Origin of the sequence: Kosakonia oryzendophytica, assembly GCF_900094925.1 — a bacterium.
GTDB classification, from domain to species: Bacteria; Pseudomonadota; Gammaproteobacteria; order Enterobacterales; family Enterobacteriaceae; genus Kosakonia; species Kosakonia oryzendophytica.
The window spans coordinates 146,985-172,476 of record NZ_FMAY01000007.1 but is presented as its reverse complement, the minus strand read 5'-3'; the positions used below and the strand labels follow the sequence as shown (position 1 = coordinate 172,476).

Here is a 25,492-nt window from a genome sequence, read left to right as displayed (position 1 = left end):
GTTACCCCGCGTCTTTCAACTCGAAATGCCCGTTTTCCAGGTCCACATCGGTGCGGAACAGAAACTCCAGCGGATAAGGCACGCACCACAGGCGGCCCTTGATTTCAATTGTCAGGACGTTGTGCAGATCCAGTGACTGGGTATCAGAAACACAGCGCACCTGTAATCCCTGCGGTAAAATACGCGGTTCAAAATGCAAAATCGCGTCAGTGAGCTTACGCTGGATATCCTGCCATTCGATATCAGACATACGCTTGCCCGCCAACGGCGAAACACCGAAATTCACCACCGAGCGGCGCACTTCATCAAAACCGGAGAGATCCTGCTGGGCTTCATTATTGATGGTATTAAATAACCATTGCAGATCGCGCAGCACATGACGGCGCAGTGCAGCATGGGAAACCAGATTGCTGTTAACCGGCTCCTGCACTTTGTCCGGCGCATCGTCGGTCAGGCGATCAAGCAACGAGGGCTGCATCTTATCGCGTGCGCCGACCGTCTCTTTGCCACGACGGGAGCGCCAACCGCTGCGCAGCAGATCGCTGTCATGATCTTGCGCAGAATTACTCATGCATCGGTTCCGCATTGAAACTGATTGTCGCGAGGTCCAGTAAAGAGAACTCCGCGCTGTCGTTCAGCCATACCTTCTGACCGAATCCGACATACTGCGACAGGTCGCCTGGCAAAGTCTGCCACTCTGTGACGCGGGAGAGTTTGAAGCGATCCTCGGCATCATGACTCAGCGGATAGCGCACGGGAATCTGGCACACCTGCTCGCTACCGTCCTGCAAACGCACCAGTGTATGCCGCCATACCAGATCGGTTACGCTTGCGGGCGGCTGGAACTGCATGGCAGAAATGGCGCTGAACGGTAACCAGAAATAACGCCCATTGACGATAGCTTCACATACCGGGCCAAAACGGCAATCGCCATCCATCAACCAGTCAAAGGCGATTGTCTGCCCATCCTGAGTGGTCAGTTGACCAGGATTCGCTTCGGCTACCTCCAGTGCGGCTTCACGTAGTGTGCCAGCCTCAGCGGGTTCCGCCTCCAGCGCCGATATCATCGATGCCAGCCACGGCCACTGACGGTCAGGCGTCACCGGACGAACACGCCCCGCCATCACCTCTGTACGCTGTTGTTCACCGCTGATCGCCTGCTCCAGCAGGGTAACGGTGGGTTGAGCCTGCGGCTTCAGCGCCGCCCAACTTTTTAACTGTGCCAGTGCGCGAGGCCAGTTGCCATCAAGACACAGCAACTGCGCAAACGCGGCGCGTAAGTCCGCATCGCCCGGTTGTGTGCGGATGCGACTTTCCAGTTTAGCCAGACTCTCGTGCAGTGATTCACCCGCAAGTTGGTGTAACAGAGTGTTCATGACCGCTCCTTTAGTTCAGGGTTTTGTAGGTCCCGACCGCAGGGTCGCGTAACTGTGGGTGCAACGAATCAATCAGCAGGATATTCAGGCGAGTGCCTGGTTCAAACCACGGGGTCCAGACTTTACGCACTTCCTCAAGACGCGCGCGCAGACGGGTTTCATCGCTGGCGACATCGCGGGAGATTTCGACTGCAACGGTGCCATTGGCCTTCCAGCCATTCAGACCGTGAACATAGGGCAGAATCATCCAGCTCTGTGCCAGCGTACCTTCACTGACGACCATCCGCTCGTTATTAACGGTGGTGATCAGCAGGCGATCGGCGTCGACGTTCTCACTCAACCCGCTCACCGGGAAGCCATGCACAAAGGTCATGGTGGTTTTCTTTTCCACACCGTCACTAAGCGACGTGACTTCACTGCGGCCATTCAGCCAGCCGCCTTTCTCGCATTTGCCATCTTCTTTTGCCGGAATAAATAGCGCCGGTGCGCTGGCGTCTCCCTGCCAGAAGGTACGCAGATGGCAACCATCCTGCAAGGTGAACTCCTGCCATGGTGCACGGTTCGCCTGCGGAGAAAGATCTTCCGCACGCCCGGTCGGCGGTGTCAGCACCGTCGAGGTAGCCGCAGAAGTGGACGAGCCGGTAGAGGTAACAACAGGAGCCCACTCTTTCGCTTTATCTGCGGTTCCTTCTGCGAGTGTCGCGCCCTGCGGATCGGTCAGTTTCCAGCGAACCTGAGTCAGGGTGCCGCACTGGTTTTCCAGCAACGAACCCACGCGCGGTAAAAAGCTATTCAACACCGAGGTTTTTTTATCACCGTTGGCGACAATACGCAGAGGCAGCTCACGGGCGCACCAGCTTTTGGGCGTGTTATCCGCGATGTTGTCGATCCAGACATCCAGTTTTTGCGAAGGCGATTGCACGATGCGGTAGTTTTCTGCATGGACGCTGGCACACACAGTGAGCAGCGCCAAACCCGGTAGCCAAAGTTTCATAAAAGTCCTTGTAAGCTGTATCAATCACGAAGAGGGAAAAACTGGGCGGCTTCAGAGAGCGAATGCAGCAACGTTGTCTCTTGAGGCGTGCCCATCCACACCGCTACGGCGCTATAGTTGTCCTGCTGGGTTTGCGCCCCGACACTGTTTTTCAGCAGGATTTGATTCATTAACGTCAGCCATTCGTCCGGCGTATTAACCATGTGCAGGGATTGCTGCATCTGTTCTTCCGTCACGCCGTGCCAAAAGCCATCGGTGCACAGTAGAAAGGCGTCGCCATCTTCAATCGGCACCACATCGCTATAGCTGGGTTCCCGCTCGTCTTCGCCAAGACCCAGCGCGAAGTAAAGCAAGTTACCGTTAATCCCTTCAACCTGATGACCCGCATCTTTCATTTGCTGCACCAGACTGTGGTCCGTGGTGACATGGTACAACCAGCCGCGGCGAAACAGGTACAAACGGCTGTCGCCTGCGTGCGCCCAGTAGGCCAGCTTGTAATCCCTGTCGATAAACAAACTGACCAGGGTCGTCCCCATTCGATGATAATCCTGCACCGCTTTCTGCTCTTCGCGGATAGCGCGGTTAGCGTCGTTCACATACCGACGAATGTACTGAGCATTCAGGTGTGCATCACCGTCAAACTGCGCGATGATTGCGTTACGCGCCAGCGCTGCCGCCACGTCACCGCCGGGCAAGCCGGCGATACCGTCACAGACCACAAAGCACGCGGCGCGCTCACCGATGGTTTCGCCGGTCTGATCCTGATTACTGGCACGTTCGCCTTGTCGGGATATTGAGGCGGTGCTGATATTCATTCTTCCGATCCGCTTTGTGAGTCTTTGTATTGGTTGACCTCCATGTCGTAAGCGTGCAGGAACGCTTCACCAAACAGCGTGTGGAAGTCATCGTCAATCTCACCGGCGGTTTGCGCGTATGTCCGCACAAAGTAGTCCCACAGCGCAGCTTTCCGGTTCGATAACACACCGAGCCGCGCTGTCGCGCCGTCACGTTTGGCATCTTCTTCGAGTTGCTCCGGGTTAAACGACTGCAGCATCGCCGCGATAATGGCGCGGATACCGGAGATCATCCCTAGCTGGTGCGCCTGCAGGTCAATCAGCGCATCGCGAACGGATTTTTTCGGTGGCATAAAACCCGGCATGCGCGTACCAAACATCTGCATCAGTACCGTTTTCCCGGATGGCAGCAGTTTGAACGGGTTGTTGGCATCATCCAGCACCATCGTCATGTCCGCTTTCACGCCGCGTTTCAGGATGGAGCGTGAAGATAACAGCGCAACGGTGCCCTGTGAAAACATACTCAGCATCTGACCAAACTGGCGCATATTTTCTTTATCGAACTGCGGGATCGGTTGCATATCACTGAGCCCCATCCCTTCGAGCAAGGCATCCAGCAATTCGCCTTTCAGTACATCGCCACTATCACCGCTGCTGCTGGTCGACGGCGTACTTTGCGCGGCATAGCTTTGAACCGGATCAATACGCAAGCGTCCTCTTGGCGTTTGTGCAGCACTACGCTGCACTGCCTGCGGCGTCGGCAACGTGATCCCCGCATAGTCCTGCGGTTCGGTGTTCTCTTCCGTTGCAACAACGGGCTCATCGTCAGCGAAGAGTGGCGTGCCGGTGAGATCGCCAGCGCTCAGATCGGTAATGATCGGTTGCGGGTTTGCCGGGGTCTCACTGATAGCCGGCTCAGTAATGATCGCGCGCGGTGCGGGCGGCTCTGAGGGTGTCGGTTTTATCGGCGCAATATCGTCCACGCTGGCTAACGGTGCCGCGCCACTCAGTAAGCCCAACGGATCGTCACTACGTGCTTGCGGGGCACTGCTGCTGCCCCCACCGAACAGTGCCAACGGATCCAGTTCATCCTGATCGGCGGCTTGCGGTTTTGACGTATGTTCAACCGGAGGGACCAGCGCAGACGGCGTGGCGTCATTGAAAATACTGTCATTTTTAAACAACGGCTCGTCATTGAATAACTGGTCGGAAGCCAGCGATTTTGGTGTGACCAGCGGTTCGTTGTTATTCAGTAATGAGAGCGGATCTTCCGGGTTGCGTTCCGGCTCTTTTGGTGCCGCAAACGGGTTAAGATTCTGCGGCTCTTGCGGCTTGGTACGGCTGCTGGAGATGCTGTCGGAGATGGAGAACTCCTGCATCAGGCTGTCCCAGATCTCTGTCGGTACTGATGCTGGCGCATTTTCCGACGAAGTACCACGCGCAGCCGTCGGTGCACGGGCTGGTGCGGGCTTCGCTGTCTGAACCGGCGGCGGGAACATTTCCGCTTGCATGCTGGCGGCCATACGGCTCACCGGTTGCGTATCCTGGATAAGATCGGTGACTTCAATACGATAGTCATCAATGCCAAGAATATCGCCATCCTGAAGCTCAACCTGGCGTCCGCGCTCCAACGGAATATCATTCAGCACTACGCGGGTTACGTTACCACGGTTGGTAATACGGCACTCGCCGTTTCCGGCAATATGGACGATCGCTTGCAGACGTGAGATTGAGCGGTCATTGTCCGGCAACACCAGGTTGTTATCAGTGCCGCGGCCAATGGTGCCGCCCGGAGGATAAAAGTCACAGCGGCTTTGCGGCGGCTGATGACCGGGCTTACTGGTAATAATAGTGAATCGCATCGCGTATTCCTGCTGGAGTTATGTGCACTCAAACGGCGCCGTTTTTTGTCAAAGCGGCTGCGTTTGACAACAACAAGTATTTACGGTGGCGGTGTAACCTGGCACGGATGCGCCAGGTCAAAACCTGTCCTTGTTTTATAGGGCTGCTAATAGACCTTGCTCATGATCTCAGAGACGCGCTCACGCATGGCTTTCGTGATGCAGACCGCATCACTCTGGCACTGATTACGTTTTGCCAGCCAGGCCCGCTGCTCTGATTTCATTTTGTCCATTACCGCCTTATCTGCCGGCTGGATCTCTTCCTGTTCCGACTGCCAGGTCTGGTATGCATCAGTAACACTGCGATCCCAGGCAGAGAGTTCATCACTGTCACAAATGGTTTTTTCAACGGTGCTTAGCTTAGCGTTACATGAAAAACTCGGCGCGGTTTTTTCGCCGGGTTTTACCCGTTGCAACATTAAATAACCATTTTCTGACCAGTTTGTGATCAACCTGTCAGCGGCGATCAACGCAACCCAGTTTTTCATCACCACGCCGTCCGGCCCCAGATGGCCCTGCTTACAGCTGACCAGCTGCGGCGTAATTTTTTGATCACCGGGAATATTTAACTCGTAATCCTCCGCCACTGGGGTAACCGGTGCATCATTATGCTCCCCGGACGTTTGTTGAATGACGGCATTCAGCGTCATCTCTGGCTGGGAGTTGTAGGTCGGTTGCTGGCAGTCAATACCGCCATCCACATCACCACGAATGGCATCCTGGCCGAAGTTGAGAACTCGCCCCACCAGTCGTGGGTCGTTATATTTGGTAGCGGGATAGGTCATGGCACGCTGATCGGTATTGACACTAATAATGCGCCATTGTCCGCTAATCCCTTCTCCTGGTGTCGCTGCAACGGCGTTTGCCGCTGCGAAAAGCGCGGCTACAGTGAAAAGCTGTGTGTAGTGCTGTCTAAGTGTGTCTGTGCATCCGGGCATTTTTATTACTTTTCCTCGGCTGTCAATTGTCTTCAGGCGTAACGCAGTACCTTAATTGATCGGCTGTAACGTGTCTAAACGCAGGTAACCCTGTGGTTCACCGATAAGATCGTTTTTACTTTGGTCGACCACAGCAGCGCGGATCCAATTACTGTCAATAGTCTCAATTTTAATCAGCGGTTGCTCCGGAGGAACAGGCTGTAAATCTTTTGCCGTTGCCTCGGGTTGCTGCTTGAAATGTTGGCCCTCGAGGCCCGCTTTCAGTGTATAAGTCACAGCCCACGGATACGCTTCACACCCTGCCGATAACTCAAGATTTTTCGCCACGGAAAGTTGCCCGGCAATCGGAGTGAACGTCACGCCTTTTGCGCTGTAGAGAGAACGATCGCACTCCGGTTGCACCTTCAATCCTTCGATGATTAACTGACCCGCCTGCTCTGCGTGCCCTTCCGAATATTTCAGAAATGAAGGAGGTAAATGCGAAAACGCACGGTTGATGATGGCGTCGTTATCAGCAAAGGTCACATTGATCACTTTATCGATCTTGCCGGAAGTATTGAGTACAAAGTAACGGTACTTTAACTCGGCGGTGCTCTTCGTCCCCTCGTTATTCCACACCGGCAACCAATACGCCTGCAACACGCCATTTTTCAGCGTCTGAGACGCTATGGCAGGCAGGCCGCAAAGCACGCACAACATCAGCATAATGATTCGTTTTAACATAACCCTAACCGTTCTGGTTGTTGCAGGTGACATAGCAGGAAGTGATCATCAGCGTAAAGTTTTCAATCCCGTGCTCCGTGAGAAATGTTTTTAACTCAGTCAGTTTCGGCACGCTGCCACCAACAAAATCTGTACCCTTCGAGCCGCCGATTAACAAACATCCCTCGGTGTTATAGGGATAGTTACCGTTGTGGATAAGGATGTAACGAGATTGCGGCACATCGGCGTTGTAAAGAAGTGGCACAGGATTGTGAGCCTGTACGGATGAGATATTCGAGTTATGCCATTTGAGGCGATAAGAGCCTTCAGGTATACGTTTTAGCTGACCCGAAACCGTGGTATCAGGGCCGGGGCGCTCAAGAAAATAACCTTTGATTGTGCTTCCGGATATTTCGTATGTCGAAATGGTAGAATTGTTGGTCTCCCAGAGGCGTTTTACAGAAATAAGATAATTAGCCATACCCAATCCCGAAAAGAGTAGCGATCCCTTGCGGGATCGCCATGAGCGCTTACGCCTCTTTGTTTTCCTTGATGTTCCAGCCTGCGGTGGTTTCTGCACCTTTACCGCCGGAAGAAGACTGCTCCCAGTACTGCTGTTTCACTTTCGCAGCCTGGAATGCGTAGGTAACACCCACGGTGTCGCCATTGTCTGCGCCGGTGTACTGAACAGATGTGACCAGCACATCTTCCAGAGTAATGCGTGCATATTCAACCTGTTGACCGCCTGCTTTGCAAACAGACAGTTCAACTTTGCTCAGGTGTTTACCGCTAGCGCAGTGTTTCAGGATAGCGGTAGTCGATTTATCAATGAGTGCGTTAACATGCAGGTCGTTGAAATTGACTTTACCGGCACCGCCGCCACCGCCAACGCTCATATTTCCAGGTTGTGATGCACCCCAAGAAAAAGATGTGATATCAGTCCAGCCGGTGTGGTTAGAGTCTTTCGATTCACCCGTAACTCCATCGACCTTCAGAAACATATCAATAGCCATAATATTTACTCTTCGTTAATGATAAATATTGCTTTCGAAAAAGCGCTTATATGGCAAACGGGTAAGCATGGGGCCGAATAAAACCGTCCATATTTTACCTCTGCCTCTATTATTCCCGAATAGATGATATATCCATTCAGAAATACTCATTCCCTCGACATGAGAGGAATAATTCATCAATTCTGTGTGTAGCTAAATGTATCCGCACTTTATTAAAGAAAATGGCGCAATTCTGAAATCAGATAATTCTGACGTATCATCTGTTTCGCGATTATTTTCTTTTATTGCATTTACCGTTTTGAGTCATTGCTTCAAGAATAAGCGTGGTGGCGCGTTCATGCTGTAAACGCGCAGCCGGCTGCGCAGTAAAATACGAATAAACCACTTCGTGTATCGAAATCGCTTTTAGTCGGTTATAACCGCACCAGGCTTTTCCTTCCGTGGTATCCAGTACTCCTAACAGATAGAGATCCGCTTTGATGCGTTCACGCTCGTTGGTTCTGGATGTCCACGCAGTGAAAAAGCGTTCTCCACTCATATGAAGATCCTGATGGGTAAGCAGTGCAGGATCTCGTGGGAAAACCGAGCTATCATCTTCCGGCAACGATTCGCTTCTGGGATATTCATAATATTGAGTCTGCGCGCTGGTCATCGCCGATAAAATCAGCAGACTGCTTGCTATCACTGTATGAATTTTCATTCCCTGTCCTCGATCCCTGACAAAATCCTTTAGGCCGTAAACAATCATGGCTTACGGCCTGTTTTACTTACGCTTCCTTGGTTTTCAGCGACGGCAGTTTAGATACCAGACGCAGAGAAACTGTCAGGCCTTCCAGTTGATAATGCGGGCGCAGGAAGAACTTAGCAGCATAGTAGCCCGGGTTATCTTCGATCTCCTGCACCTGCACTTCTGCTGCTGCCAGCGGTTTGCGGGCTTTGGTTTCCTGAGATGAGTTCGCCGGATCACCGTCGACGTAGTTCATCACCCAGTCGTTCAGCCAGCGCTCCATTTCGTCGCGCTCACGGAAAGAACCAATTTTGTCGCGCACGATGCACTTCAGGTAGTGCGCAAAACGGCAGCAAGCGAACAGATACGGCAAACGCGAAGCCAACCGCGCGTTAGCCGTCGCATCGGCATCATGATATTCCATCGGTTTCTGCAACGACTGTGCACCGATAAAGGCAGCAAAGTCGGAGTTTTTGCGATGGATCAACGGCATAAAGCCGTTTTTCGCCAGTTCTGCTTCGCGACGGTCGCTGATAGCAATCTCGGTTGGACACTTCATGTCCACGCCACCATCATCGCTCGGGAAGGTATGACACGGCAGGTTTTCCACCGCACCACCTGATTCCACACCGCGGATCGAGGTGCACCAACCGTACTCTTTGAAAGAGCGGTTGATGTTGGTTGCCATCGCATAGGCGGCGTTAGCCCATGAATAGTTATTGTGGTTTGCACCATCGGTTTCTTCTTCAAAGTCGAAGCTGTCCACCGGATTGGTGCGAATACCGTACGGCAGACGCGACAGGAAGCGCGGCATAACCAGACCGAGGTAGCGCGCATCTTCTGATTCACGCAACGAACGCCAGGCAGCGTATTCGGTGTTCTGGAATATTTTGGTCAGATCGCGCGGGTTCGCCAGCTCTTGCCAGGACTCCATTTGCATGACGCTTGGCGCTGTACCGGTAATAAACGGACAGTGTGCCGCCGCGCCGATGCGCGCCATTTCGCCAAGCAGTTCCACATCCTGCGGACTGTGGTCAAAGTAATAGTCGCCTACCAGGCAGCCAAACGGTTCACCACCGAACTGGCCGTACTCTTCTTCATAGATTTTCTTGAACAGCGGGCTCTGATCCCAGCCGACACCTTTAAAGCGCTTCAGGTTGCGCCCCAGTTCCTGCTTGGAGATGCTCATAAAGCGGATTTTCAGCATCTCATCGGTTTCAGTGTTGTTCACCAGGTGGTTCAGCCCACGCCAGGCGCTTTCCAGTTTCTGGAACTCTTCGTGGTGAATGATCTGGTTAATCTGCTGCGACAGTTTTTCATCAATACCGGCAATCAGATTCTGAATGGTACGGTAGGTGTCGTTGGAAAACGTAACGGTGTTTTCCAGTGCCTGCTGGGCCAGGGTTTTCACCGCGCTTTCGACTGCGGAGCGCGCCTGGTCCGTTTTCGGACGGAACTCTTTACTCAACAACGCGCTAAATTCATCCTGGCTAAAAGCCTGCGCGCCCTGCTGTTGTTCTTGCAGTTGAGAAGGATTGCTCATGGTTTACTCCTCTTTACCTTGCGCGGCTTCGTCACTATTGGGTAACTGGCTGAGAGATTTCAGCAGTGTTGGATCCTGCAACACTTTGGCGATCAACTCTTCCGCACCGTTTTTACCATCCATATAGGTTAGCAGGTTGGAAAGTTGAGTACGGGCTTCCAGCAGTTTGTTCAGGGGTTCGACTTTGCGGGCGACGGCGTCCGGCAGGAAATCGTCCATGCTGTCGAAGGTCAGATCCACATTCAGGCGACCTTCGCCGGTCAGGGTGTTGTCTACATTAAACGCCACACGCGGTTTCAGCGCTTTCATACGCTCATCGAAGTTGTCGACGTCGATTTCGAGGAATTTACGATCCTCGATAGAGGGTAAGTTTTCCACCGGCTTACCGACCAGGTCCGCCATAACGCCCATTACAAACGGAAGCTGGATTTTGCGCTCCGCGCCGTAGACTTCCACGTCGTACTCAATCTGTACGCGCGGCGCACGGTTACGTGCGATAAATTTCTGACCACTGTTACTTATTGCCATGATGTTCTCCATCGAATATGCGCGGTGAAGGTTAGACGGCAGGCGACACGCCTGCGGTCATAACGCGGTACGCGTCAGTCCTGACGCCCAAAGATGTTTTGCAATTGATTCACGCCATCGGGCGCCAGATCGCGAATAATCTCCATAAAATCCAGTTCGATTAACCGCTGCACGCGGTCAATCATTAACGGCGCGGGGTGACTCGGCTCATGCTGGGTGAAATACTGCTTCACTTTTTCCAGCATCAGTTGCGCATCCGCCCGCGTAGTCACTTGCGCACTACGCCAGTCCGCCATCGCGGGCAGTGGAGTGGCAACAGGGCGCGGCTCACTCTGTGTTTGCGCCGGTTGTTCCTGCGTTTCTTGTAATGCGTCGCTATGGGGGGCACGGCTAACGCCAGCAATGATCCCGACGGTTTTCAGTAATTGCTCCATTTCCGGCACCCCGCTTTCGCCAAGTTGTTCCAGAAGCCATGAACGGATCGTTTGCAAACGCCCTTCGATTTGCCCGATAGCTTCAATGCCCGGTTGACCGCCACGCGTTAGCTCATCAATCAGACGCACCCGGCCGCCCGGATAGCCCGCACATTCGGTTTTGCTTCCGTCCAACAACGCCTGCGCATCACGCACGTTCAGCTCATCACCATTACTGCGCAGCAAAGTGGCCTGTCGCAATGTGGCGGTAAGGTCCGATTTGTCACTCAGCGCCGCCAGCGCGTTAATTCGGTAGAACGGGTCAAATTCGCCGCCATCATTCAGCGAGGGCCACAAATGATCCCAGTATAGCGCCAGTGCCTGGCCCAGCAGCATCAGCCCGTCGGCATACCCCTCCAGACCGCGACGCCGGGTCCATGCATGGGTTAGCGCCAACATCACCCGGATATCTTTTGTCCGCTCCAACAGGCTGGTGGCCAGTTTCTCAACGCGGTTCCAGTCTGCCGGTTCAGCCGGAATGATTGTGCTACCAAACTGTTGCTCGGCCTTTCCCTGACTGGCTTGTTCCATTGCCAGAAAGTCGGCGTCGTATTCCAGGTTTTCACCACAAGGCTGCTCCGGACTGACCGGAGTAAGTAAAGATTCAATCGTCATCCGCAACCTGCTTATTCTTCAAACATGGGGGGGTAAAGACCGTGGCGTCCAGGCCTTGCACCCCCAGCCGGATCAAACAACAGCGTAAACAACTGGCCGGTAAAATTGCCGCTATGCACATGGGTGTAAAGCGGGTAACCGTCACTGCGATTGGTCCACCAAAAACTGATCTGGCGCAGCGGATCAAAACACTCAGCGGCTTGTCGCCAACCAATGGACGTTTCGCCATCGCCTTCGTAACCAATCACGTCCAGAATTTCCGAGCGTGATTCCGGCTCCACCAACTGCACTGGGGGGATCGACAACAACGCCTGATCAAGCTGCTCCGGGGAGTAACCATTGCGTACGGCATGCAATAAGGTCCGCCCAAGTTGCTGATACCAGTCACCCGCCTGCGCCAGATGACGCGGCGACCACTCCAGTGGGTTAATCGCCATCAGCGCACAAACCGGATACTGCCGCCCGACGCTGTCGCGTCCTGGTAATAAACAGCCCATTTGTACCTGCTGGCCTCCCAGCATCGGCGGCACAACGAAATTCCAGATCGGTGCATTACCGAACTGCCTGTCGCTTGCGCGTTGTTCCTCTTTTTGCCAGGTCATTAGCCCCACCTGAAACCAGTGGGACCACTGACGCTGCAGCGCGTCCGGAAAACGACGCTGTAAAAAATCGCCCGCACTGGGCAGTTTTCCATACCAGCTAATTGCAGAAGTCGTAGTCATTGGCGTTCCTTTGCAGTTCAAGGACATGCGAAGCGAGGAAGCTGGAACGGGTTGCGGATACTGTTCGGCGCAAACTCCAGCGTGACCTGATGCCCGTCAACCGTAAATGTTGCCTGGCGGCTAAGGCTGCTACTGCCAGGGCTGACGCGCGCTTTATCAAAGAAGCGATTCAATGCCCAGGCCCCATTCGTGACCAGCGTCGCGGTAGTGCCGTTGGTCAGGCCTAATTGCATACGCACCTGATTGGTTCCGCCAGTACCAGGCCAGCTCACGACCTGAACTGCCTGCGGACCGTGGCTGTAACGCAAGATCTGACCATCGACATCCAGCGTCATAGTAAGGATAGTGTTATCCATTCGCACTGTTCGTACCGTAGTACGGAATGACGGAGTCGCGCTACCGTTGGCAAAGAAAGCATCGCGGATAGATTGCGCCTGCTGGAACGGCACCAGCACCCCTTCGCTACCTGGCAGGGTTTTGCCATCAATACCCGGCATAAAGCGCCAACTGGACTGCGTGGTATCGACTTTATTTGTCAGGTTGTCGCGGAAGAACACATCCATGAGCCCGGTACCTGGTGCAAACATGCGTGCCAAATCGTCGGGCGTGACGTCTGTACTGGCGGAACGTACCAACGGATAGCGCCCGGCAATCGCCTGACGGCAGAAACTGCCAACTTCGACGCTAATGCGCTTACGCACATTTTCCAGATCCCGACGTTGGGTATCGCTGCTCGCACCAACCGCCATATTACTGAACATGGTTTGCAGTCCCCCCGGCAAACGTCCAGCGCTGGCTTGTAACCGGCTGATGGCTTCACCGCCAGGCGGTGGCATACCGCTATTGGCGGCATCCTGGACGGCAGTAAGATAGCGATACAACTCATCCACCTGTTTCAGAAAATCATCAAAGACAATGGTTTTGCCGCCTTTTTCCAGCGGCTGCGCCAGTTCGATGATCGGCGCGAAGTGCTCCGTCACCCGCTGTTCTGGCGTTTGACTTGCCGCAGCGTTGGTCACCGCAGTTGCACCGTCGTGATTACTGAACAAAGTTTCGAGCATCTGCGTACCGCGGTTACCACTCTCTTGTGCTTTGTCCTTACTGTCGTCAGATTCTTCACGCGTAAGTTTGAGCATCTGGCTCAGGTTCATCACCAGACGGCGCAGCGGTGAGTTATTACCAGAGAGCAGGCGCGCAGTATTAATTCGCTGGTTCAGGTCAGCGCTGTTGTTAAGCTGAATATCGCTTAAGAAGCCATCCCACAATGTGATGAAGTCGCGGGCATACAGCTGTCGGACGGCATTATCGGTCTGCTGCTTATCTTCCGGCTGCGTGGTGGAACCCAGTACCCAGGCATCGTCCTCATGTAATGCGGTGGTGACCGGGACGATCTGCGCATTAAAAACATTCCAGTAGCCATCCGGCGTATAGAGACCAGGCATCCCCTCACCGACTGGTTTACCGCTTTTACGTGAGAAAACCAGTTCACTTTGCGGGCCACCCAACGTTGCCAGCGATACCGGTTTAAGGTTGTCGTCACGCTCCAGCAGACGTTTCAGACGGCCATAAACGCGCGTTGACAACGGCTGCTGGTTAATCATCGCCTGTTCACGGGCGATCAGCGCGTCATCTTTGGCATAAGGCGACGATTGAATTTGCGGCTCCAGCAATTGTCGCAGATGCCATTCAAGCTGATTAATCTGTGCGTTGGTAACGTTTTGCGGCAAGTTGCGCTGCAGATTAAGCATCACCCAGGAGAGCAGGAACTTGCCGTCATAATGCTTCGGCTGATACAGCATCTGGTACGCTTTCAACGCTTCATAGCTGTATTCCACATCGCTACCGTTATCGTTGCGTAGCCAGGTGGTAATGCGCATCGCCACTTCCGGCAGCAACATCTGCTGTAAGGCTTTCTGGTAGAGCGTTTGCGAGGCATCAGCGACATCATTACCGCGATACAGCCCCATACGGCGGGTGACGGGTGGGTTATTGATATCAAAGGCTTCACTTTGCGGTAGTTCAGACAGACCATTGAGCAATGGTAACAACGCAAACAGATCGCCCTGCTGACGATTACGCAACGCCTTGATTTGCTGATCCAGCGCCGGGACTTTCGCCTGAACTTCATCAAGATAATCCCGGTTGTTGCCGTAACTGGTAAACCACAGCACGCTGATAATAATCAGCAGCGCCAGCAAGGCTGCATAACCGGACCAGATGACGGCACGACTGCGCAACTCCCACCAGCGATTTTGCCCGGCAATTCCCGCTTCCTGAAAAATCACATTTTGCAGCAGGTGCTTGATAAAGAAACTCTGCCCTTTTCCGCCAGGCACCGGCTCATCTTTGCTGACTGAATCCCAGTTATCGCCGGATTTACCCTGCGGCAGTGACAGCGCGCGGTTCAGTTCACCCATGACCCGGTCAAATGGCAGACCTTCCTGTGTTCCGCTGGCAAAGTAGATACCGCGCGGCGAGAATTCGGTCTCAAAATTGGAACGGGCGAAAATAGCGTTCAGATAATCAGACAGCAATGGACGCAGAGCGGCAAACTCCTGCGGGAACAGAAAACATTCCGCACGCGCCTGTGCATCGCTTTCACGTAACAGCGTATCGGGCAATGCAGCATCAAGACGCTGCTGCAGCAGGGCGAATTCCTGAATAAAACTCCCTTGCAGATCAAAATCCGCCAGCTTTGCTTTCTCCCAAGGGAAAGTGAAGCCCCAGATTTGGTCGCGTTGCGCTTTATCAAAACCAGCAAAATAGGCACGGAAACCTTTTAACAAGTCGGCCTTAGTGACCAGCACATATACCGGGAAGCGAATACCCAGTTGTTCATGTAGCTCGGTCAGACGCTGGCGCAAATTCAGCGCCTGCTCGCGGGAAGCTTCTGCCGACTGCGTCAACAGGTCGGCGATGCTGATGGTGACAATGACACCATTAATTGGCTGGCGACGGCGATATTTTTGCAGCAACCCCAAAAACCTGAGCCATTCACCTGCGTCCTGCGCCTGCTCACTCTCCTGGGTGGTATAACGCCCTGCGGTATCAAGCAACACGGCTTCATTGGTAAACCACCAGTCACAGTTGCGCGTACCACCGATACCACGAAGCGCGGTTTTACCGAAACGATCCGCCAGCGGGAACTGTAAACCGGAGTTAACCAACGCCGTGGTTTTACCTGAACCCGGCGCGCCGATAATGACGTACCACGGCAGTTGATAGAGATATTGCGTACTGAAGCGTTGAGTCCACAGCCCGCGTTGCCCCGGCTGGTTAAAGTGGGCTTTTTTCAGCACCTGAGCCGCTTCTTCGAAACGCTCATTCAGCACCTGATCTTCGTTAGTCAGGCGTTTGCGCTCGGTGGGATCTTTCGCCTCTTCACTTTTCAGGTTGTCCATCAGCTTGCGGTTGAGCCATGCGTTGTACAAACGCGGCACAATATGGCTGTGCACCCAAATCAGGTACATCACCGCAATGGTAATCATGCGGTTTTGCTCTGACTCCAGCGGTCGGGAATCCACAACGGAGAGCAGCGGGCCAATCATCCAGATGACGGCAGCCAGCCCGGTTACGCCAAGGAAACCCCACAAAATGCGGTTAGTCAGCAATGAAAGCAACATATTCATCCTTAGTTTCCTTGCGGCAGTCCGTTCAGCTCGGCGGCCGTGTTATCCGGCGACACCAGCAAAGTAATTTCCACACGACGGTTGCGAGCGCGGTTTTCTGCACTGTTGTTGGGCGCAACGGGATCCATCTCCCCTCGGCCTTCCGCTTTCACCCGTTCCGGACGCGAAAGATGTTTTTGCAGCAGTGACTGCACCGAGCGCGCACGCTCCAGCGACAATTCATAATTCGAGGCAAAACGCGCACTGCGGATTGGTACGTTATCGCTGTATCCCACCACCAACACTCTGCCGCTGACGTTATTCATCGCTTGCGCAACCCGGTCAATCACCGGCTCATAGCTATCGCGGGCAACGGTCGAACCTGAAGCGAAGAGGCCATCCCCTTTTAAGGTCACGACACTGCGATCCGCTTCGTCACGAACCGCGACCAGCCCTGCCTGAATTTCCGGGCGCAGGAATGCACGCAAGTTCAGCACTGGCGGCACACTCTGCGCTGGCTGCTGGATGGAGGCTTCCGGCAACGCGGTCTGATAGATCTTCGCCAGTACCGGATTGGTGCTGTCACCCAAGCGCCAGTTCAGTACGATGTAGAACAAGCAAGCAAGGAAGCCCGCCAGTCCGGCGCATGCCCATAACGGAATAACAGGACGCCACAGTTTACGCATCACCGGTTGATCTTCCGGATGCGGTGACAGCGCAGGCGGGTAGTTACCGCGGACACCGCGTATCATTTGCCACAGGCGCTGTTTAATGGTTTCCAGTTGCGTGCGGCCATTATCCATCACGCGGTAACGCCCTTCGAAACCGAGTAGCAGGCAGAAGTTAATCAACTCCAGCAGAGCGATATGTTCGCGGGGGTTTTGCGACAATCTCGCCAGCAACTGGAAAAACTTCTCGCCGCCCCATGTTTCGTTATGGAACGTCACCAGCAAGCCGCTGCCTGACCAGACTCCACGGCTGCCCCACGGCGTAAGCGCTGCAGCTTCGTCCAAGGCGGTGCATAAACAGTAGCGCGCACCAACGATCACCTCGTAAGCCAGACCAGATTGCTGGCAGCGCACTTCAAAACGGCGGATCTCATCAATCAAATGTTGACGCAGACCCGCCTGATCATCATGAGAAACCGAATGGCGGATTTGCGGTATCGCATTGAGCAGCGGGTTCGCCGCTGCGACCAGAGGATTATTCCCGCTGGCTCCTGCCAGAGCGGCATCACTGCCGGAGGCTTGTTGTTCCTGCATATTGTATGCTCGCTGTATTATTCAGTCGGGCTACGGATGGCCCAAAACTCCATATCAAGACCCGGGAATTCACCTGCAAGATGCAATGCGAAAGCCCCGGATTTCTCCATTTCGTTCCAGAGTTCGCCGCCTTTTTCCAGCTCGAAATAGTTATAACCGGCATGCCACGGGATTTGCGGCGGCGCAACAGGCATGGTGCGCAGTTTCATACCAGGTAGCTGAAGCTGGACCAAATCACGGATCTTCGTCACCGGTGCCACTTTCATCTGCGCAGGGAAATGGGTTTGTAGAATTTCGCCAGGCACGCTGGCTTTTACCGCCAGAACAAAACCGAACTCCCGCGCCATGGTAGTTGTGGGCAGCGTAGCGATATTCAACCCGTGTGTACGCTCGGTCAAAGGCAGTTGGATCGCATGCTCTTCCATCACCAACGAGAGCCCCTGACGAAGCATCAACTGCAATTTACTAAAGCAGCCTGCAAGGTCATCATGGTCATATACTGGCAACGTCTCATCCGGCGAGCGTGAGGCCGTCCAGGTCGTCAACTCGGTGGCAAACGCCAACCAGCTGCGCCATAACTCTTCCGGGTGGATTGACGGGAGCGTTTTCAGATGCGCAACCAGCCCAACGTGGTGGTTGATCAACGCCAACAGCGTGAATTCCACCATTTCAGAGGTATTAAAGCGGCCCGGCTGACGCAGACGCTGACCGATCTGCTGACTACGTTGGGTCAGCAGGCTCTGCAAGTCATTAATCATGGCGAAGAGCGGCGCATTATTTACTGCGTTCAGCATCGGCGGAATGTAGCGGGTGTCGAGGCGAATGTGGTTATCATTGCGTTTTTCAAGCACATGCGCCACGCCGATGGCTGTCCATTCGGCGCTGAGATCTTTTTCCAGCATCAGTTTCAGGCGTAAACGTCCGAACTGCACGGCCGCCGGCCCCACCGAAAGGGCGTTATCGTCATCCACTTCGCTTTCCCAGGTGACATAACGCGCCAGCGAGTCTTTTTCCTCGCTGAAAATGACTTCATCACGACCGCCGCGACGAGCTGGTAGCGCAAGCACCACACGTTCATTGCTGATGTTGTCAGGGATGGCAAGCGGTGTGGGCGCCTGGCGGGCATCATGGAAAGAGAAGAATGTACCATCCGGCAGCAGACCGCTGGCGTAGCTCAGTGCAATACAGCCCTGGCGAAGCATTGCATCATCCAGTTCGATATCAAGGTAGCCCCAAAGGTACGGGCGTTGCAGTGTCCCCCACTCACGAATATGGTGTTGCAAGTAGCTTTCCGCACGCTGAAAGTGATGAGGACGCAGAAACATACCTTCGGTCCACACGACCTTTTCTGCTTTATTCATACTGTTTTCCTGTTAAGGCTGGCGCTATCTGGTAATCACGCGGATCCCATTGACGTCGAGGAAGATATTGGCTTCCAGCTCATCCGACGACGATTTCCAGAATTCGTAGAAGCGAGTATCTCCCTGGACAGGAAGAGGTAAGGACATCCGCCATTTTTTGCCGTCAAGCGACTGATATTCCGCCATCACGCCGATGTAGCGAGCTTCCGGCGCGCTTTTCCCGCTCAGCGTTTTTGAAAGCTGACCGGGCATCAGGAAGAATTCATCACTGTTCAGCAGGTTGGCGCCAAGTACGCTATCTGCGTTGTTTTGCAGCGACCAGAAATCGGCGGACATAAAGGTCGCATCCGATTTCAACAGCAACACCCTGACTTTAAGAGGGGCGGACTCATTGATTTGCGGATGAGCCCTGAACTGAAGGTTATAGCTGGTAGGCACGCTGTGTGAAGAAGAACCACAACCGCTGGCCAGGGTGGCCAGCACAAAGAAAAATACCAGGGCAATCTGGCGTACAACAACGTTATTATTCATAGCTTGGCGCTCGTCACAGCTGGATTAGTCGATGATCCAGGTTCCAGAGTTCGCGTTTTTGCAGGCCTTGCTGCTGCCATCGACAGAGACGCAAGTTTGTTTTTTCGGAATCACACGGCGTTTTTTATCTTTACGCAGCGTTTCGTCGTACAGTTCACTTTTCACGACCGCACGCATCGGGACATAACCGATCAGCTCTTCCTGCCCTTCATCGGCCAGCGCTAACCAGAAGTGTTCAACCTGCCCCAGAACGACATAGGTTTTTCCGGCGGTCAGCTGACGGATAACTTTACCGCCGAAATCTGGCGTACTCATCAGCGACGCGGGATATAACGCGCGATAGTCTTGTTTAACGGGTTCGAACTCTTTTGGCGGGAGAACCGCATAACGGTGAGTCAGGGTCACACCGTTCACTTCGCTGGTGACAATAGTGTCATCGGTAGGAGCGGGTTTAGGAGGTGCTTTACAGGCAGAAACGCTGAAGACAAAAAGAAGAGCCAATACCATTCGCATGTTCATAGAGTTTTTTCCATTGCAAATATATTACTGTGTTAAACAAGAGCGTTTTGGAAAGACTCATTCGGATGGCTCCGAATCACCCTTATCCTTGTCCAGCTAAACGCTCTGATAATGAATAAAAAGGCATAGCTACCGCACGAGTCTTGTCAGAGACAAGGCTGCAATAATATTACTTTTCATTGACTATCGTGACACGATTTTACAGAACAGATAATTCTATTCAATACGAAATCCGATCTGTCGAAATGGTATTATTTAATTTTTCAAGAAAATAGGATTATTCCCAAGAAGGAGTTTAGCTTAAGTTCATCACACTAAAGCAAACTTCTTGGATGAATTCACCATGTATAGAAAGCAACTTATAACATTATGATAATTAATAGATATTTCTAATGAGTTAACGGTAGTGGATAGCGTGAATTTTGAGATAGGATGAATCCTAAAAAACAGCGGAGCGCCAAAAAACTACAATATCTGGTAGTCCATTCCCCTGATTAATAGTATGGATTAGTCACATAACTGGATTATTACAGTTATTTTCTGGATACTTTTTGAAATATATTTACCTAAAGGAAAGCCATTTCCTCCATAGATAGTCCCCTGCGTGACTGTTCCTCATTGAAACATTCTTTATACACAGACAAAGGTGGCAATTACCGCCAAATGGTTAAGTCACGCTACATCCAAATAAAGAAAGAATAAACGAATCCATTCAGCCATATTGACCTGACACAGGCTTTAGCCTGTTTTGGAGCAGCAATTAAGATTGACTGTGGACAATATATCCAAACGAATTGCCTATGAATGACCATTATTGCGGCACTTGTTGGGCAAAAAGACGCCGCCTTTCATGTGTGCGGCTTTTTTCTGTTCATAACCAGACGGGTAAATTATCTGGAAGAGCGCAAAATGCCAAACGCGACACGCTATACATCTGATATTCGACTAAGGTTTTCTGCAAGGCTGATGACAGCGGCACCGCTGTACCATTAAGGAGAATAATCGATGACAAGACCTGTATTGCGACATCCGCGCTCCCTGTTGCTGGCGATGCAACTCGCGTTTGGTGCGGCATTGCTTATTGCCATACCTCAGGCGATGGCAGAGCAAACACAAAACCCCCCGCAGCCGCCGGATGTTCTACTTGGACCTCTGTTCAGCGACGTGCAAAGCGCAAAACTGTTTCCGGATCAAAAAACCTTCGCTGATGCCGTACCTAATGGCGATCCGCTGATGATCCTCGCGGATTATCGCATGCAGCGAAATCAAACCAGTTTTGATTTACGCCATTTTGTAGATGTGAACTTTACACTGCCCAAAGACGGTGAAGAGTATGTCCCGCCAGCCGGCCAGACCCTGCGTGAACATATTGACGGATTATGGCCCGTCCTAACGCGTACAACCAACAGCGCAGGTAAATGGGACTCGCTGCTGCCACTGCCGAAGCCCTATGTGGTTCCAGGCGGGCGATTCCGTGAGGTCTATTATTGGGATAGTTACTTCACCATGCTAGGCCTTGCGGAAAGCGGTCATTGGGACAAAATCGAAGATATGGTGACCAACTTCGCCTACGAAATCGATACGTGGGGACATATTCCGAACGGCAACCGAAGTTACTATCTAAGCCGGTCACAACCCCCTTTCTTTGCCCTGATGGTTGAGTTGCTCGCTACCCATGACGGCGATGAAGCATTTAAAACCTACCTGCCACAGATGGAAAAAGAGTATCGCTACTGGATGGATGGCGTCGATAATCTGCAAGCAGGTCAGGCCAATAAGCGCGTAGTAAAACTGAGCGACGGCTCGATACTGAATCGCTATTGGGACGATCGCGACACACCGCGTCCTGAGTCATGGCTTGATGATGTTACCACCGCAAAAAATAACCCTAACCGCCCTGCTACTGACATCTACCGTGATTTACGCTCTGCGGCCGCGTCCGGCTGGGATTTCAGCTCTCGCTGGATGGACAATCCAAACCAACTCGGCACTATCCGCACCACCAGCATCGTGCCCGTCGATCTGAATGCTCTGATGTTTAAAATGGAAAAACTACTGGCCCGCGGCTGGCAACTCTCTGGCGATGCGGCAAAAGCGAGCCAGTATGAAGCGCTGGCAACAGCACGGCAGAAAGCCATTGAAGCCAATCTGTGGAACGATAAAGACGGCTGGTATGCAGACTACGATCTGAAGAGCAAAAAAGTGCGTAATCAGTTAACGGCAGCCACGCTCTACCCGTTGTTTGTCAATGCTGCAGCCAAGGACAGAGCGGATAAAGTCGCCGCAGCTACGCAGGCGCGTTTGTTAAAACCAGGCGGTGTTTCCACCACCACTGTCAGTAGCGGGCAGCAATGGGATGCCCCGAATGGCTGGGCGCCGCTCCAATGGATAGCCACAGCGGGCCTGCAAAACTACGATCATCAGAAACTGGCGATGGACGTGAGTTGGCGTTTTCTCACCAATGTGCAGCACACCTACGATCGCGAGAAGAAACTGGTCGAGAAATATGATGTCAGCAGCACCGGAACCGGCGGTGGTGGTGGCGAATATCCGTTGCAGGACGGTTTTGGCTGGACCAATGGCGTCACACTGAAAATGCTTGATTTAGTGTGCCCTAAAGAAAAACCGTGTGACAACGTACCGCAAACGCAACCCACTCAACAACCGGCGCAGGCCGCGCCTGCTCCCCAAAAAGTGGCGCAATAAATAAGCCCTGATCTCTTCCTGAGCTGCGTACCGATTTCAGGAAGAGATCACACCTCCTCGTCATGAAACAGTGTGGTTAAAACCATACTCAACTGAGCGAGAACGTCATTCGCTGGCCTGCCCATTTGCATATGCATAATGGCACCATCGAACGCCATAACACTGGCTGCAAGCCGCGCCGGATCGGCACAATTCCAGTGAACACCTAATGCCTGCTCAACCGAAAGCTTATGCATGCGGGTCATCTGTACAACATCAGGTAACGCTTCACCCATTTCTGATGTGGCATTCAGAAATGCACACCCGCGAAAATCAGGCGCATCCGCCCATGATTGCAATGTGGCAAGTAGCGCACGGATATTGCCCTTACCTGCCTGCATATACCTGGCCATCGTCGTGTTAAACCAGTCCATCCAAAGCGTGTGTCGATATTCCAGATAAGTCAGGATCAGGGCATTTTTGCTGGGGAAATGACGATAAAACGTCACTTTCGTTACCTGCGCGCACTCGATGATTTTATCGATGCCAGTGGCCCGTATTCCGTACTGATAAAAGAGTTCGTGCGCGGTTTGCACGATTTTCTCTTTCGCACTGCGTTTTTCCGGTATGTCTGTTTTAACGTTCATCGTGAGTGACTGTTGACAAGTTTATGTTGGAGGTCCAGATTAACACCGGTAGACAGACCTGTCTACATACCATCCCAAAGGAGCTCGCTATGAATAATCGCCCGCCATTGCCCCCCTTTACGCGTGAAACTGCAATTCAAAAAGTCCGTCTGGCCGAAGATGGCTGGAACAGCCGCGATGCGGAACGTGTCGCCCTTGCCTATTCGCTGGATACCCAATGGCGCAATCGCGTTGAATTTGCTCAAAACCGCGACGAAGCCAAAGCATTTCTGCAACGTAAATGGAAAAAAGAGCAGGAATACAGGCTGATAAAAGAGCTCTGGGCTTTTGAGGGAAACAGAATTGCTGTTCGTTACGCCTATGAATGGCATGATGATTCCGGCAACTGGTTTCGTTCTTACGGTAATGAGAACTGGGAATTTGCCGCTGATGGCTTAATGCAACGCCGTTACGCCTGTATCAATGACTTGCCAATTAACGAATCTGAACGTCTCTTCCACTGGCCTCTGGGACCTCGCCCTGCCGACCACCCAGGTCTGAGTGAACTGGGTTTGTAGAACATCTCGCCAGTGTCTCAATTTAATCGTTATCACAGTAGCGCTATTTTACGTTAGTCAGTAAACGCAGCTTTCCCTCTGCCAAAGGTGAGTGGAAGGCTGGCGTCTCCTCTTTTCCGTCCGGCAAACAGCCGACAGTCGTTATGAGGCTTCAGGAGGTGATTGCAAAGTTTCCCGTTTTTCTGCCCATTTCAGCATGGAATCGAGCGCAGGGCACAGCGCTTGCCCCCACTCCGTGAGGCGATATTCAACCTTAGGCGGCACTTGCGGATACAGCTTTCGCGATACGATCCCGTCAGCTTCCAGTTGCCGAAGCTGCTGACTCAGCATTTTTTGAGAAATACCAGGGATGAGCCTGCCAAAATCGGAGTAGCGCTGCACCTTTCCGTCGAAGAGATGAAACAAAATGACCAATTTCCACCGCCCCTCCAGAAGCCGAAGTACCTGTTCTACGCCAAGTGCAGCTGTGTCGGGGGTATAAATCTTACTCATTAGGCCGTTACTCACTTTTTCGTGCGTTCTTGATGATTTCACACTATATGGCGAAGATGACCGCATCACAAACCAAAGGGTAAATAACCCTGCCCGGAGAGATCATCTGATGACCATGAATCTGGAATTACAAGGAAAGCGCGTGTTGGTGACAGCGGGTACCAAAGGTGTCGGCAAAGCGGTGGTTGGCCTGCTCCACGAACAAGGGGCGAAGGTGTTAACCACTGCACGAACGCAACCTGATGACACCTTAGCGGATCACTTCGTCACCGCAGACCTGACAACCGTCGAAGGTTGCCGCCAGGTGGCTGAAGCGGTAAAGGCCAGATTGGGCGGCGTTGACATCATTGTTCATGTGCTTGGCGGTTCAACAGCGCCAGGTGGCGGATTCGCAATGCTGGGGGAAGAAGAGTGGCTGCAGGAACTGAATCTCAATCTCCTGCCAGCCGTCCGGTTGGATCGCGCATTGCTGCCTGGCATGCTCGATCAAGGGGCCGGTGTCATTATTCATATCACATCAATCCAGCGCGTGCTGCCTTTACCCGAATCGACTACAGGATATGCGGCGGCGAAAGCAGCACTGTCGACTTACAGTAAAAGTCTGTCGAAAGAAGTCTCGCCAAAAGGTATTCGCGTGCTGCGTGTGGCGCCCGGATGGATCGAAACAGAAGCATCAGTAGCCCTGGCCGAGCGGCTCGCTCAGCAGGCAGGAACCGATTATGAAGGTGGGAAAAAGATCATCATGAACTCGCTCGGAGGTATACCGATAGGGCGTCCATCAAAACCCATTGAGGTCGCCAATCTCATCCTGTTCCTCTGTTCACCCCGTGCAGCAACGATCACAGGGACGGAGTACATCATTGATGGCGGCACAGTTCCAACCGTGTAAGCAGAAAGGACGCTGCGGCCAGAGCTGCAGCGTTTAAATCATCATGGAAAATTGGCCAGGTGGATACCCATGCGGCGCTAACCACACGAATATCGCTGGCCAGGACTCGTCTTTAGCGAAACATAACCGGGTTGAATGTTCAGACAAGACATGGCGGGTTGTGAAACGGGCGTTACACTATCTGCGCAACAATCTGAACACCGCCAGCACCACGATGGCACCGACTACGGCAACAATAAAACTGTGTAAGTTAAACCCCGTGATATCTCCGCCATAGCCAAGCCGGGTGGCGAGCCAGCCGCCCACCACAGCGCCGACGATCCCCAGAATACAGGTCAAAATAAACCCACCGCCATCCCGCCCAGGCATAATGAATTTGGCAATAACGCCTGCAATCAGACCAAAGATAATCCACGCGAGAATACCCATATTATTCAACTCCTTTTACTCGTCTCGTTTAAGCGCACTAGCCACAATGGTGATGCGTTGACTACAGTATAGTTGGCGATGGTAAAAGCATTTTCTTCTCACGGACTTAATCTAAATCTGACTTAAAAAAAATTGTCTTGGTTTGTATTAAGTTCTCCGATGAAATGCCGATATAACAACGAAGGT

Annotated in this window: 25 protein-coding genes; 3 read left to right on the top strand and 22 right to left on the bottom strand. The window is 52.8% G+C overall.

Translation table 11 applies throughout. The annotated features are described in order from the left end of the window. Nucleotide 1 precedes the first annotated feature (1 nt). From tssE to GA0061071_RS13735, 19 genes are all read right to left on the bottom strand, one after another. On the bottom strand, nt 2-571 hold the full coding sequence (gene tssE, locus GA0061071_RS13825; protein ID WP_061496492.1) for a type VI secretion system baseplate subunit TssE: 570 nt from the start codon (nt 569-571) through the stop codon (nt 2-4). After that, nucleotides 564-1,376, bottom strand: a complete 813-nt coding sequence (locus GA0061071_RS13820) for a type VI secretion system accessory protein TagJ (protein WP_088237906.1) — start codon at nt 1,374-1,376, stop codon at nt 564-566. Before GA0061071_RS13820 ends, tssE begins: the two co-directional genes overlap by 8 nt. A 10-nt stretch (nt 1,377-1,386) precedes the next feature. Further along, complete coding sequence (locus tag GA0061071_RS13815; protein WP_061496496.1) at nt 1,387-2,370, bottom strand: hypothetical protein; 984 nt, start codon at nt 2,368-2,370, stop codon at nt 1,387-1,389. A gap of 20 nt (nt 2,371-2,390) precedes the next feature. Beyond that, the gene (locus tag GA0061071_RS13810) at nt 2,391-3,185 is read right to left on the bottom strand and encodes a PP2C family protein-serine/threonine phosphatase (protein WP_061496498.1); all 795 of its coding nucleotides are present in this window, start codon (nt 3,183-3,185) and stop codon (nt 2,391-2,393) included. After that, entirely contained in the window at nt 3,182-5,026 is a 1,845-nt protein-coding gene (tagH, locus tag GA0061071_RS13805; RefSeq protein ID WP_088237907.1) for a type VI secretion system-associated FHA domain protein TagH, read from the bottom strand. Before tagH ends, GA0061071_RS13810 begins: the two co-directional genes overlap by 4 nt. A 146-nt stretch (nt 5,027-5,172) precedes the next feature. Then, nucleotides 5,173-6,003 carry a lysozyme inhibitor LprI family protein gene (locus GA0061071_RS13800; protein ID WP_088237908.1) on the bottom strand — a complete coding sequence of 277 codons (831 nt, stop codon included), beginning with the start codon at nt 6,001-6,003 and terminating at the stop codon, nt 5,173-5,175. Nucleotides 6,004-6,054: 51 nt separating this feature from the next. Then, entirely contained in the window at nt 6,055-6,726 is a 672-nt protein-coding gene (locus GA0061071_RS13795; protein ID WP_088237909.1) for a hypothetical protein, read from the bottom strand. 4 nt (nt 6,727-6,730) lie between these two features. Then, a complete protein-coding gene (locus GA0061071_RS13790; RefSeq protein ID WP_061496506.1) occupies nt 6,731-7,186 on the bottom strand; it encodes a DUF5675 family protein in 456 nt (151 codons plus the stop codon). A 49-nt stretch (nt 7,187-7,235) separates the two neighbouring features. Then, nucleotides 7,236-7,718 (bottom strand): Hcp family type VI secretion system effector, encoded by a 483-nt coding sequence (locus GA0061071_RS13785; RefSeq protein ID WP_061496507.1) that lies wholly within the window; start codon nt 7,716-7,718, stop codon nt 7,236-7,238. A gap of 271 nt (nt 7,719-7,989) precedes the next feature. Continuing rightward, nucleotides 7,990-8,418, bottom strand: a complete 429-nt coding sequence (locus tag GA0061071_RS13780; RefSeq protein WP_061496509.1) for a Rap1a/Tai family immunity protein — start codon at nt 8,416-8,418, stop codon at nt 7,990-7,992. A 67-nt stretch (nt 8,419-8,485) separates the two neighbouring features. Next, complete coding sequence (tssC, locus tag GA0061071_RS13775) at nt 8,486-9,988, bottom strand: type VI secretion system contractile sheath large subunit (protein ID WP_061496511.1); 1,503 nt, start codon at nt 9,986-9,988, stop codon at nt 8,486-8,488. 3 nt (nt 9,989-9,991) lie between these two features. Then, complete coding sequence (gene tssB, locus GA0061071_RS13770; protein ID WP_061496513.1) at nt 9,992-10,516, bottom strand: type VI secretion system contractile sheath small subunit; 525 nt, start codon at nt 10,514-10,516, stop codon at nt 9,992-9,994. A gap of 74 nt (nt 10,517-10,590) precedes the next feature. Beyond that, a complete protein-coding gene (gene tssA, locus GA0061071_RS13765) occupies nt 10,591-11,604 on the bottom strand; it encodes a type VI secretion system protein TssA (RefSeq protein ID WP_061496515.1) in 1,014 nt (337 codons plus the stop codon). 11 nt (nt 11,605-11,615) lie between these two features. Next, nucleotides 11,616-12,326, bottom strand: coding sequence for a type VI secretion system-associated protein TagF (gene tagF, locus GA0061071_RS13760; protein ID WP_061496516.1), 711 nt, complete (start codon nt 12,324-12,326; stop codon nt 11,616-11,618). Between the two features lie 17 nt (nt 12,327-12,343). Beyond that, nucleotides 12,344-15,955 carry a type VI secretion system membrane subunit TssM gene (tssM, locus tag GA0061071_RS13755; RefSeq protein WP_061496518.1) on the bottom strand — a complete coding sequence of 1,204 codons (3,612 nt, stop codon included), beginning with the start codon at nt 15,953-15,955 and terminating at the stop codon, nt 12,344-12,346. A gap of 2 nt (nt 15,956-15,957) precedes the next feature. Continuing rightward, the gene (locus GA0061071_RS13750) at nt 15,958-17,196 is read right to left on the bottom strand and encodes a DotU family type VI secretion system protein (RefSeq protein ID WP_061496520.1); all 1,239 of its coding nucleotides are present in this window, start codon (nt 17,194-17,196) and stop codon (nt 15,958-15,960) included. 17 nt (nt 17,197-17,213) lie between these two features. Further along, nucleotides 17,214-18,557 (bottom strand): type VI secretion system baseplate subunit TssK, encoded by a 1,344-nt coding sequence (tssK, locus tag GA0061071_RS13745; protein WP_061496522.1) that lies wholly within the window; start codon nt 18,555-18,557, stop codon nt 17,214-17,216. 24 nt (nt 18,558-18,581) lie between these two features. Beyond that, nucleotides 18,582-19,088: a type VI secretion system lipoprotein TssJ gene (gene tssJ / locus GA0061071_RS13740; RefSeq protein ID WP_088237910.1), complete on the bottom strand. Its 507-nt coding sequence runs from the start codon at nt 19,086-19,088 to the stop codon at nt 18,582-18,584. A 24-nt stretch (nt 19,089-19,112) separates the two neighbouring features. Further along, entirely contained in the window at nt 19,113-19,607 is a 495-nt protein-coding gene (locus tag GA0061071_RS13735) for a hypothetical protein (RefSeq protein ID WP_061496527.1), read from the bottom strand. A gap of 1,005 nt (nt 19,608-20,612) precedes the next feature. Between GA0061071_RS13735 and GA0061071_RS13730 the strand changes: the two genes are divergently transcribed. Then, nucleotides 20,613-22,313 carry an alpha,alpha-trehalase gene (locus tag GA0061071_RS13730; RefSeq protein ID WP_061496529.1) on the top strand — a complete coding sequence of 567 codons (1,701 nt, stop codon included), beginning with the start codon at nt 20,613-20,615 and terminating at the stop codon, nt 22,311-22,313. Nucleotides 22,314-22,360: 47 nt separating this feature from the next. On the opposite strand, the gene GA0061071_RS13725 is transcribed toward GA0061071_RS13730, so the two are convergent. Continuing rightward, nucleotides 22,361-22,939 (bottom strand): TetR/AcrR family transcriptional regulator, encoded by a 579-nt coding sequence (locus GA0061071_RS13725; protein WP_088237911.1) that lies wholly within the window; start codon nt 22,937-22,939, stop codon nt 22,361-22,363. Nucleotides 22,940-23,028: 89 nt separating this feature from the next. Here GA0061071_RS13725 and GA0061071_RS13720 point away from each other — a divergent pair, with 89 nt between their 5' ends. Beyond that, nucleotides 23,029-23,496, top strand: coding sequence for a nuclear transport factor 2 family protein (locus GA0061071_RS13720; RefSeq protein ID WP_061496532.1), 468 nt, complete (start codon nt 23,029-23,031; stop codon nt 23,494-23,496). 141 nt (nt 23,497-23,637) lie between these two features. On the opposite strand, the gene GA0061071_RS13715 is transcribed toward GA0061071_RS13720, so the two are convergent. Then, a complete protein-coding gene (locus GA0061071_RS13715; protein WP_061496534.1) occupies nt 23,638-23,988 on the bottom strand; it encodes a winged helix-turn-helix transcriptional regulator in 351 nt (116 codons plus the stop codon). Between the two features lie 109 nt (nt 23,989-24,097). On the opposite strand from GA0061071_RS13715, the gene GA0061071_RS13710 reads away from it, so the two are divergent. Next, the gene (locus GA0061071_RS13710; protein WP_088237912.1) at nt 24,098-24,877 is read left to right on the top strand and encodes an SDR family oxidoreductase; all 780 of its coding nucleotides are present in this window, start codon (nt 24,098-24,100) and stop codon (nt 24,875-24,877) included. 177 nt (nt 24,878-25,054) lie between these two features. Here the strand turns inward: GA0061071_RS13710 and GA0061071_RS13705 are convergent, their stop codons facing one another. Continuing rightward, nucleotides 25,055-25,306: a GlsB/YeaQ/YmgE family stress response membrane protein gene (locus GA0061071_RS13705; RefSeq protein ID WP_061496538.1), complete on the bottom strand. Its 252-nt coding sequence runs from the start codon at nt 25,304-25,306 to the stop codon at nt 25,055-25,057. Nucleotides 25,307-25,492: the final 186 nt, after the last annotated feature.